Here is an 11,800-nt window from a genome sequence, read left to right as displayed (position 1 = left end):
TTTTCTAATCTTTAATCAAACCACAACCAATCCTTCAAAATTAAAAGACAATTCAAAAATATCGTGTTTTCTAATCTTTAATCAAACCACAACTTAGACACGGTATATTATAGGTTAACCAAAAATATCGTGTTTTCTAATCTTTAATCAAACCACAACAGGCGCTCGTTTTTTATATATTGCTTGTTCAATATCGTGTTTTCTAATCTTTAATCAAACCACAACCCTCTTAAGATAGTACTCGTAATGCTTGTAAATATCGTGTTTTCTAATCTTTAATCAAACCACAACCTTCAGTGAGTATAATGTTTGGTACAGTGGAATATCGTGTTTTCTAATCTTTAATCAAACCACAACTTTAACTTTTAAACATAAAAAAACCCAAAGAATATCGTGTTTTCTAATCTTTAATCAAACCACAACCCCAATTTTATAGTCACGGTAACGGCATCAAATATCGTGTTTTCTAATCTTTAATCAAACCACAACCTGACAAAGCAACAGCATCAACACAACATGAATATCGTGTTTTCTAATCTTTAATCAAACCACAACGGATTAAGCGGAAAGGCTAATATTAACAACAATATCGTGTTTTCTAATCTTTAATCAAACCACAACTCACTACTATATTACGCACTTAATCTTAGTAATATCGTGTTTTCTAATCTTTAATCAAACCACAACTTAGTAAAATTATAAAATCATGACAATACAAATATCGTGTTTTCTAATCTTTAATCAAACCACAACTAGTCGTTAACTTGTGATTAATTTATTGAAATATCGTGTTTTCTAATCTTTAATCAAACCACAACTGATCATCTACATAAGTAACATCTGCTTTGAATATCGTGTTTTCTAATCTTTAATCAAACCACAACTCTTTCCCCAGCTACTTTGTTTACTTTTAAAATATCGTGTTTTCTAATCTTTAATCAAACCACAACAATCACGCTTCAAGCTACCACGAAACAGAAATATCGTGTTTTCTAATCTTTAATCAAACCACAACTAGAGTGTTCTAGTGGATGCTATGACGATAATATCGTGTTTTCTAATCTTTAATCAAACCACAACTGAAAGTTCTCGCGTCCCTGCTGGGCAGACGCCATAACTTTCAGTTGTGGTTTGAGATGTTTAAGAGTTTGAAAAACTGTATGTCAAAGAACATTTGTTGTTTTGTCATTCCGACGAAGGAGGAATCACATTAGTTGCTCTCGTTATGCGATTCCTCCTTCGTCGGAATGACAAACCTATAATCTATTAGAACGGTCAGAACTAATAAACCGTTCGTTCAAAAATTCAAATTGGGGATTAAAGGATAGAATTAATGCTAACTTCTTATCTCTTCTCCATCCTTTTAATTCTTTTTCTCTTTCAATAGCTTTTTGAACCCAAGTAAATTTTTCATAATACACCAAAAATTCAATATTGTATTTGGATGCAAAAGTTTTTATTCCTTTTTCTATATTTTCTTTATGTTGAACCAACCGCTCTCCCAAATTATTGGTCATTCCTATATAATATGAGGAACGGTGTGTATTGGTGATTATATAAACATAATATGTATGATACCCTTCGTTGTACTCTATCATATTGTTGTTCATAACTACACTTTTGGTTTATATTTACGTAAGGCTTTTGATGTGTGATTCCTCCTTCGTCGGAATGACAAAACTAAACATTAAATTTTTTCTTGATTTCAGCTAATAATTCTTCCTTTGTTTTCGTACTAAACCCACTTTTTGATGCCTTATCCAATTTAGCTTGGATTTTTTCTATTTGTTCTTTTGTTAGTTTCGATTCATCCATAATTATATTTTTTCAAATTTACCCGTTGACAAAACTTTAAAATCAATTCCCTCTACAAAAGCATTAAATTGATTATGATTCATTTTTCTTGTTGGTTTTATTTCTCCTAATTTAAAACCACCATCTGGCTTAAAATTATCTTTTTTAATATCATCTGCTTTCCTTGCTTCTTTAAAATAACGAAACATAATAACACCATATTCATCAATTTTCCCTGAAGGTCTTACAATTCTTTGAATTGACAATCCTTCAATAATATAAATTCTGCTTTTTAAATCCTCTAAATCAAAAATATTATCTGGGTTTTCAACTTCTTTATCATAAAAAATAACTTGTTTTCCTCTTTTTAAAACTAAATCTCTACCATTTCTTTTTGCAATTGGTATATGAACTATTTTTCCATTAACTTCTTTTTCCTTATTTACTAGATAATAACCTTGTCTTTGTTTTTGAAGTTTAGCTAAATTAAAATAATTAATCAACTCAAAATCTCTTTTCCCTTCTAACTCATAAATAGCCATACAATAGTTCTCATCATTTTGAGCATATATCATTTGTTTATGTTTATGTCGCGATTCAGACAAACTACTATGTTTTTTTATTTCTAATGGATTTTTAACTGTTGTAGCAAAAACCCTCACTTTTAGAATTGGAATTTTCTTTTCTTCATTCATCCATATTATAACATCATCTTTTATTACCGCTACTTTTTTCCCTTGAACCATCTTAAATGTAATAAAGCCGTCTCTCACTGCCTTTTGGATTTTTTGAGCAACAATTGGATCTACAATATTATTAATGTCATTTTCTGATAATTTTGTTAAAGCCTTTCTCTCAACAAAATGAATTACATCTTTATCTTTTTTATCTTTTTCCAAAATAAAAGCGCCCTTTTCATTTTTGATCGGCTCGTTTTTCTCATTTCGTTGAGGCATTTTTATCGCTCCATAATTTCCCGCTGAATGCAAAGAACCTCGAATAGTATCGCCTTGTTGAAATAATGGTGTTTTTTTATAAACTATATCACCATTTTTGTCTTTTAAAAATTCATAAAAACTCTTTTCATTATTTGATACAATTTCAAAATAATCTTTTCCTATAACTTTAGACTTAATTTCATCATTATTCATTCTTTTTCCAAAAATTGGAATTTTATTTCCGCTTAAATCTAATAACAATTCATCTCTAAATTGCTTTTTCCCGCGTATCCTTACAATCTTTTTAGATTGTTTTTTAACATTATCTGGTGTGTAATGTGAAACTAAAATTTCTTCTTCAATCTTTTTTAAATCTTCTTTGAAGGTTTTCCACGGTTTTGAATCAGCTAATAGTTTTCTAGCATCGGTTACTTGTTCTTTATCTTCCAAAGTCCACGCATGAGCCAAAACATCATATTTATCTTTGGTCATACAAGCAATTGTAATTGCATCTATTGTGTGATGGGTATGTTTGCTTCTATCCTTTTCTATAAAGTATTTTTTGCCATCTTTTTGATAACTTTCTTGAATGCCCCAAATCTTTCTGAACTCCGCAACCATTCCACCTTTTACACTTTCCACTCTTTTAAAATAGGATTTCAAATAGGCCTGTGCGTATCTCGTAATAATTCCTGTATCTGGAATTTGGCTATTTTTAAATCCTACTTTAGGCTCTGTCCAAACAAAACGATTATATTTACCTTGTAAGTAATCTCTTTTTAAAGTCAAATAGTGTCTTCTTCTTATTTTCTTGTCTTTGGCTTCTTTGGTTGCAGCAGTTTTAGTGGAGCGAATAATTATTTCAATTTCTCTCGTATAATTTTCTGCTTCTTTTTTCCAATGCGCAATTCTGGGTAAAATTTCTAAATGATTTACTAACTCAATTGGCATTTTTTGCTTTTTAATATCTCTATTAAACTTTTGACTACAAAGCGTTTTATTCATTTGAGAGTTATCTTGTGAAATACTTCTTGGAACCGTATGTTCTATATCGTATTTTGGATTGTCTCCAATTATGTCACAGATACTAATACTATTACCGTTCTCATAAATCTCTTTCCTATCTTGTTCAATCCACAATTGATAACGCAATAAATCGTCAACCGTTGGTTCTATTTCTTTCCCACATTCAGCTAAATAGAGCTTCTTTATTTCTTCTTTGTATTTTTCACGTTCTTTCTTATTTTCATTTTGATAATCCTGAATTCCTTTTCGTTTATTGGCGTCATTTAATTCCCGAGCCATTTCGATATGAATTCTTGTTCTTTCATCAACTTGCCCTTCTACTATTAAGGCATTTAATACTTTGCGGAGTTGATGCAAAGCACGCATTGCCATTGGATTTTTAATCGAAGAGGTTAATGGACTTCCTAAAATTAACTGACCAGTTTCTTTTCCGTTCTCATCTCTCACTTTTTGCTTTTTGAAAACATCAATATCTGAAGGATGATATAATTTATTTAACTGCTTCGGATTGCCACAAAAAACTTCACCATCTTCATTTTCTCCTTTTAGAAATTCTAAAACTTTTTCGTCCAAACGTTTTACTGTTATGAACTCATAAGCTTTTAATTGCTCTATAAAAACAGGAAACACTTCCTTTAAGATTTTTTCTTGCTTCAAAACATCATTAATCTCATGATACTTAAAAAACGAAACTAACTTTTTACTTAAATCTTTTCTATAAGTAGGTTCTGCTTCTTTAGAATAATAAGCACCTTCAACTTTACATTCCTTTATTAATCCGTTTACAACTTCTAAAAGCCCATTATCGAAAGTATTATTGGATATTATTTCAGCAATCTTATCTTGTATATATTTTCTTTGTGCTAAGTCATTCCAAATAGCTTGATCAACTATACCTTCTATATTTGCCATAAAAACAGCATGTGAATACAACAACCCTTCCTTTACATACGGTAAAATTTTGTTGATTGCATTCAAGCTCAAACTTCCGAAATCCTTTTTTAATCTAATCTTACTGAAAGACTTAGCATTTTTATCTTCTAATTTTAATTTATCTTTTGCATATTCATATAAGTAAACATCAGAAGTAGAGACTGATAGTAAATGCCATAAATCTTTATAATCTACTGTTCTGTTAACTTCAATTCCTTTTGAATTTAAAGTTGGATAAGTAAATGTTTTTATTCTCCAATCTTCTCCAATTACATTTTTAAAAGAAGTGGAAACAGGGCTACCTGAAACTGTATCAGTAGGTTTGTAATTAAACCAATAATGAAAACTATCTCTTTTTGAAGATTTATAAAATCCAAAACTTGCCCCTTTTTCGATTAAATCTTTGGCTAAATCTTCAAAATTGAAATTGTCTTTTTTTCTTAAAAATTTTGGAATCAAACTTAATTTTTCTTCTTGAGTAAGAAAACGTAAAATCTTCTCAGATTGAGTTCCTATTTTTATTGTATTCAAATACGTCCACATTCTGTATTCTTCAAAGTGAGGATGCGAAATAGCGCATCGCGATTTACTTTTTTCAAAAGAACATTTACCTATTAATCCTTTTTGAGATTTTAACGGACGTTGAAAAAAAATCGCTCTATATAATTCCTTAGCTAAACCTCTGTATCTTTTTTCTGGTAACTGCTCATTGTCAATAATACTTTCAATAGTTTGCGTTTTGCAAATAATCTCAAATTCTGCTAAATAATGTTCTTCTCTAGCTGTATATTGGTTTCTGATTTTGCCTTTACTATACAAGCTATTAAAATATTGTCCTAAGGTTTCAAAACTTCCGTCTTTCATTGCTTGCGAAATCTCACTGATTTTGCCTTTAACTTTACCTAAATCTTCCTTTTTATTTAATCGAGCAAATAGTTCTTCCTTACATTTTTCTATTTCACTTTCATTTTTCTTTGTTATCGCAACCAAAGAATTATAAAGCGTTTTTAGTTTTTTTTCTCCTTCATCTAGATCCTTTTTAAAACCTCCTTTTATAGATTCATCAAGTATTCCTGTATTAAGAAAATAGTCTTTCAATTCAATTAAAATTTCATCTGTAGTATTTACATCTTCAATTACAGATTGAATCTGAGGACAATGTTCTTCAAAAACTCCTTCAGCTGATTGATCTAAACGATTACTCAAAAAACCTCTTCTTTGTGTAATATGATAAAGAGCGCGACCTAATTCAAACAAAGAAACTTTTTGTTTACTTGCTCTATCTCTACAAGAGTAAGGATTTATATTTTCGTCATCACTTGTTCTTAACCATTTTAAAAATTCAGGATTAAGTGGGTATTCTTTAAATCCAGATTTTTTCCAATCTTCAACTTCCTCAATTGACAACGGACACATTCCGTTTAGAGATAGGACTTTTAAAGATTCGTATTTCCTTAACTTTCTACGAAACTTAATTTTTCGCGCACTTCTATAACCAGTTCTTTCGGCTGCGCGCGAACTTTCAATTCCTTTTTCAGATTTCACCCCTTCAGAAAATATCCGAACTCCTTTGCATACAAGAGAAAAATCGTTTCCGTCTTTATCCACAATCGCCCAACCAATAGAGTTTGTTCCTAAATCTAAACCTAATATTTTTGCCATCCGGAATTGTCTTTTTTAATAGTTTCTAAAAATAGTAAGAAATTAATTAAGATATTTACGGTTTTCCTCATTGCAAGCTAACTATTTTTGTTTTACATTTACAACTGATTAAAATTTCTAATCTTTAATCTTATCACAATAAGGCTATATGCCGTAGATGAAAATCTTTAGTCCTGCTTCGGTGGGACTTTTTTATTCCTATTAATTAACCTACTCATAATTAAACAACTACGTCCTAGCCCTGATAGCAGCAGCATCCTTTTTCGTCTCCTTTTTTGAGATAAAAAAGATATAGCGAATAGCAGGAAATTGCTTCAAAAAAGTCAAAACCACACCATAAAACGACTATAAATAAGGTAATTATTTTGTATTTCAATATTCCTTTACTATCTTTCGTTTTCGATAAAATAGGAACCTTAAACATTGAAAAAATGTTAGAAGAAAAGAATGACAACCTGCAACAAGCAGATGGAAATGTAGCAAATGATTCAAATGAATCTGTTCAAGTGAAGACTGTAATCACAGAAACCGAAGCGATTTCCGATACTCCGGAAAATGAAATAACGGAACCTGTAGAAGACAAAAGTGTAGCACCCGCTGAAGAAGAAGTGGCGACCACAGATCCCGTGACTGAAAACGTAAATCAAAAAGCGTTAAGCTCAATAGAGGATTCCAATGCAGAGGAAAGCGAGGACGAAACCTTAAAAGAGCGTCATCATATTCCGATGCAAGATTATGATACTTTGTCGATGGAACAACTTGTGGACGAACTACAAATCCTGGTTGAAAACGACAAGGTGATGTCAGTGAAAGATCATGTTGAAGAAATCAAAAAAGCATTTTTAGCAAAATACAGTCATTTTATCGAAGAAAAAAAAGAGGAATACCAAGCTGAAAATCCTGATACTACAGAAGATTTTCAATACCATTTCCCTTTAAAAGTAAAGTTTGATCAGTCCTACTCGATTTACAGAGACAATAAAAATATCCATTTCAAGAGTTTGCAAACGAACTTGAAATCAAATCTAGAAAATAGATTAGCCATCGTAGAGGAATTAAAAGAGCTAATCAATCCGCAGGAAAACATCAAAGACACCTTAAAACATTTTAATGAATTAAGAGATCGATGGAAAAATGCGGGATCAATACCAAAAGATAAATACAACCACGTCTGGAATAATTATCATTTTCATGTAGAAAATTTCTATGACTACTTGCATCTTGACCGTGAAGCTAGAGACCTAGACTTTAAACATAATTTAGAGCAAAAACAAAAAATAGTTGCGCGCGTTGAGGAATTAGTGAAGGAAGCAGATGTAAATAAAGCTTTCAGAGAATTACAAGACTTGCATAAAATCTGGAAAGAAGACATAGGTCCTGTTTCTAAAGAACACCGTGATGTTATCTGGAACCATTTTAGTGATTTGACAAAAAAAATGCACGACAAGCGTGAGGTTTTATTTGAAAAACTAAGAGGTGCCGAACTCGAAAACTTAGAAAAGAAAAAAGAAATTATTACTGCAATTGCGGTTTTGGCAACTGTAAAAGTAAATGCTCATTCGCAATGGCTTGCACAAATTGAAAAAGTAGAAACGTTAAGAACTGCTTTTTTCGCTGCTGGAAAAGTGCCTTCAGAAGTAAATGAAGAAACTTGGGCTGCATTTAAATTAGAGGTCAGAAATTTCAATTCGTTTAAAAATTCGTTTTACAAAGAAATTAAAAAAGACCAAAACGAGAATTTAGCTAAGAAAAATGCGCTCGTCGCCAAAGCGCAGGAATTACAGGAGAGCACTGACTTTGCTACCACTACTCCAATCATGAAGAAAATTCAAGACGAGTGGAAACAAATAGGCCATGTCCCAAGAAAACATTCAGATAAAATCTGGAAAGAATTCAAGGATGCCTGCAATCATTATTTCAACAAATTAAAAGAGCAAAAAGACGAACATAGCGTTGAAGAAATAGAAGCTTTTGACAAGAAGAAATCTTATTTGGAAACCTTACGGGAATACCAATTAACTGGGGACCATAAAACAGATTTAGATGCCATAAAACTACATATCGAAACTTGGAAAAATTTTGGAAAAGTACCTTATCCTAGAAGACATATTGAAGGGAAATTTAATAAAATTCTAGATGCTCTTTTTGATAAATTGAGCTTGAGCAAAAAAGATACAGACCTGTTGCGTTTTGCCAATCGAATGGATCATTTATCAGAAAATAATGATACCCGAAAAATAGAAAATGAAAAGATTTTCTTGATGCGCAAGATTGATGAAGTTAAAAATGAAATTTTCCAATTGGAAAACAACATTCAGTTTTTTGCGAACACCAGAAATGCAAAAAAAGAAAATTCAATTGTTTTAGAGGTTAGAAAAAACATAGCTATTCACAAGGAAGGCTTAGACGTCTGGAAAGAAAAACTAAAACAGTTAAGAAATCTAAAGCAAGAGTAAAACAATACCACCGGTTAAATACAAGCCTCATTCTAAAAAAAGAAAGAGGCTTTTTTGTTACAGTACTCTGAGTATGATAATTATCATTTTAACTTTCATAAAATCAAACTACTTTTGATTAATGAAAATTGATATCTCCTGAAAAATGGTCTAATTCAAAAATAATGTTGCCATTCCACGATACACCAGTTACCCCAAAGTTACTTACTGCAATGGATGATCATAAACAAACTCACCTGCTTTCGCTTGCGTTCCATAACGTTCTACCAACCTACGGACAGGACGAACAGATTGAGAGTGACAACCCACACAATCTTTCCGAATCTATAAAACACGTCCTTCCAATTCTAGTGGCGTACACGATTTTACGCTCGCTATAGTTGGAATATTCGATTTTACCACAATTGTTGATACGGTTTGAAGAACAACACCAATTAATATCGCAATTGTTGCTAAAATGGTTAGCTGACTAGGTTTTCTTTATAACCACGGGTGAAATTTTCCCTCCTTAATTCTTCCATTATTGATTTTAACTAAAGTAGGAGCTTAAGCTAATTCATCTTTAAGGCTAGCACCATTTCTTAAAGTATCAACAATATTATACACTAATACTAACATTCCTGATAGATAAAGCGTACCACTAATAGTACTCATCAAATACATTAGCATGATTTGCGTAACGGTTTAAAGGAAGTTACCGTACGTTAAAGTTCCATCCGGATTAAACTGCTTCCACATAGAAGCTTGTAGAAAACCCACTACACACATAGGAATACAGTATAGTCCCTAAAGTTCCAATCCAAAAGTAAAAATTAGCTAGCGTAGTAGAATATAATTTACTTTTAGTCATTCTTGGTATCAACCAATAAATCATACCGAAAGTCATAAATCCGTTCTACGCCAACGGACCTGCTTGCACGTGTGCAATAATCCAATCTGTGTAGTGCGCGACAGCATTTACATTTTTAAGAGAGCAACAGCATTTCTAAAGAAGATTTTTCCACCTCGTTGTCTCCGACCAAAACTTTAATCTGATAATTATTCTTTAAACTTTTAAAAAGACCTTCTAATCCTTCTCTATATTGATTGTTGAAAAATATTTCCCACAATACGCATCATTAATGCTCACATGAACTGCCATTTGCAGCGTCGTCTTCCCCTCTGGACTTCCTCCAAATGCCGCTTGAAACCACTACCACTTGTCTTCCCTGAATCGTAGCCCTGGTCCCTTTACCAGCAATTTCCTCAAAACCAGTAAGACATACACTTTTTAGCTCTGGGAGATAATCATACAACATCCTACTTAACGGATGGTTAGACCCACGAAGTACCGTTTTAATATTGATTAGATCCTCATTGGAAAGCGACTGTCCTTCATGATAAATTTTCGCCTTTTTATTGGTAGTAATAGTTCCCGTTTTATCAAAAACGATAGTATCCACTTTAGCTAATTGTTCAATAACCAGTGCATTTTTTCAGTGAAATTTCTGTTTACCAATGATTCGTAATACATTCCCCATTGTAAATGGAGCAGTCAATGCCAGAGCAAAAAGACACGCTACAATTAGGATTGCAGTAAAAACGTTAAAAGCAGTGTTCGTGTCGAATAAAATCCAATAGCCAAATGCAGCGAAAGCAATCAACAATAGGACAGGAATGAAATACCTACTTATACTATCAGTAATGCTCTTATATCTTTGGTTTATAGTTTTCTGAAAAACGTCATTGCTCCATAATTGGGTGAGATAACTTTGAGAAACAGAATAAAGCACTTCCATTTCAATAAGTTTCCCGATTTGTTTTCCACCAGCAAATACTTTATCCCCTGAATTATTTCTAATAGGTACGACTTCACCGGTTACAAAACTATAATCGATAGTAGCTTTTTCGCTAATCAATATCTCGTCAACAGGAATTAACTCCTGATTTCTGATAAGCAGTCGATCTCCCTTTACAATATCATAAACAGAGACACTTTGTTCAGAAGCATCGCTTTTTATGCGGGTTATGGCAATGGGAAAATAAGATTTAAAATCCCTTTCAAAACTTAAAAAGCGATAGGTTTTAATTTGGAACATCTTACCTAACAGCATAAAGAAAATCAAGCCAGTTAAACTATCAAAAAACCAGATCCATAATCAAATGCAATATCAGTAGTACTTCGCACAAACATCACGATAATCCCTAAAGCAATTGGAATATCGATATTTAGCATTTTAGGTCGGATACTTTTATAAGCCGAAACATAGTAATCGGAGGTTGAATACAAAAATGCCGTAAGGATAAGACATCGAAAAAACGGTTTATAAGTGTCTAGCCGATAATCGTTCACTTCAAAATATTCTGGAAAGGAAAGCAACATAATATTACCGAAACAAAAAAAAGCAATTCCTAACTTATAGGTCAGACTTCTATCGACATTCTTTTTCCCAGCTTCATAGTTCTCTAAACTAATATAAGGCTCGTAGCCAATGGCACTTAGTAAATAAACAATTTTAGCAAAAGAAACGGCAAGAGGATTATAAGTGATTCGAACCTTCTTTTCAGGAAAATTAATCTGAGAAGAACTTATCCCCTTTTGAAGGCGCTGTAAATTTTCTAAAATCCAAATACAGGAGCTGCAATGAATATGAGGAATATTAAGTGAAATAATAGCGGTTTAATTCTCTTGGAATTCCAATAATTTGGAGACTATACTTTCGTTTTCTAAAAAATCATACTTACCATTAATATCAAGCGGCGTTGCTCCAGGGGATTTTTCAAAATCATAATAGTACGTCAAATCATTGACACTAAAAATTTCGTACACTGTTTTACAACCGTTGCAACAAAAATTTTTATTGTCAAAAGTAATTTTCTCTACTTTAATATTGTCTAAACCACAATAGAAGCAGTGTTATGTATCCATAATTTTGCTCATTTTACCTGATGTAAGGCTCTTAAACAATTCTTAACGAAAATATGATATTTGTCTTATTAATGCGTAAACTT

General features: G+C 32.0%; 4 protein-coding genes, 2 pseudogenes and 1 CRISPR repeat array. Of the genes and pseudogenes, 1 reads left to right on the top strand and 5 read right to left on the bottom strand.

The features are described 5' to 3' along the window. Positions 1 to 57: 57 nt before the first annotated feature. Positions 58 to 1,080: direct repeats of the CRISPR family, unit length 36 nt; unit sequence AATATCGTGTTTTCTAATCTTTAATCAAACCACAAC. A 176-nt stretch (positions 1,081 to 1,256) separates the two neighbouring features. The 3 genes from A3SG_RS0102030 to cas9 all read right to left on the bottom strand — a co-directional run bounded on the left by A3SG_RS0102030 (position 1,257) and on the right by cas9 (position 6,353). Continuing rightward, a complete protein-coding gene (locus A3SG_RS0102030) occupies positions 1,257 to 1,610 on the bottom strand; it encodes a GIY-YIG nuclease family protein (protein ID WP_016988334.1) in 354 nt (117 codons plus the stop codon). Between the two features lie 70 nt (positions 1,611 to 1,680). Then, positions 1,681 to 1,815, bottom strand: coding sequence for a hypothetical protein (locus tag A3SG_RS22675; protein ID WP_016988333.1), 135 nt, complete (start codon positions 1,813 to 1,815; stop codon positions 1,681 to 1,683). 2 nt (positions 1,816 to 1,817) lie between these two features. Further along, positions 1,818 to 6,353: a type II CRISPR RNA-guided endonuclease Cas9 gene (gene cas9 / locus A3SG_RS0102020; protein ID WP_016988332.1), complete on the bottom strand. Its 4,536-nt coding sequence runs from the start codon at positions 6,351 to 6,353 to the stop codon at positions 1,818 to 1,820. Between the two features lie 431 nt (positions 6,354 to 6,784). Between cas9 and A3SG_RS0102015 the strand changes: the two genes are divergently transcribed. Further along, positions 6,785 to 8,809 (top strand): DUF349 domain-containing protein, encoded by a 2,025-nt coding sequence (locus tag A3SG_RS0102015; protein ID WP_016988331.1) that lies wholly within the window; start codon positions 6,785 to 6,787, stop codon positions 8,807 to 8,809. Between the two features lie 213 nt (positions 8,810 to 9,022). On the opposite strand, the pseudogene A3SG_RS21000 reads toward A3SG_RS0102015, so the two are convergent. Together A3SG_RS21000 and A3SG_RS18865 are read right to left on the bottom strand one after the other, a co-directional pair. Continuing rightward, a pseudogene (locus tag A3SG_RS21000) lies at positions 9,023 to 9,782 on the bottom strand (cbb3-type cytochrome c oxidase subunit II); the annotation flags it as partial. A gap of 1 nt (position 9,783) precedes the next feature. After that, positions 9,784 to 11,678: pseudogene (locus A3SG_RS18865) on the bottom strand (heavy metal translocating P-type ATPase metal-binding domain-containing protein); the annotation flags it as partial. Between the last annotated feature and the right edge of the window lie 122 nt (positions 11,679 to 11,800).

Origin of the sequence: Flavobacterium sp. ACAM 123, assembly GCF_000264055.1 — a bacterium.
Taxonomy (GTDB): Bacteria; Bacteroidota; Bacteroidia; order Flavobacteriales; family Flavobacteriaceae; genus Flavobacterium.
Note: the sequence above shows the minus strand (reverse complement) of the source record. Positions and strands in the feature narration are given on the sequence as shown.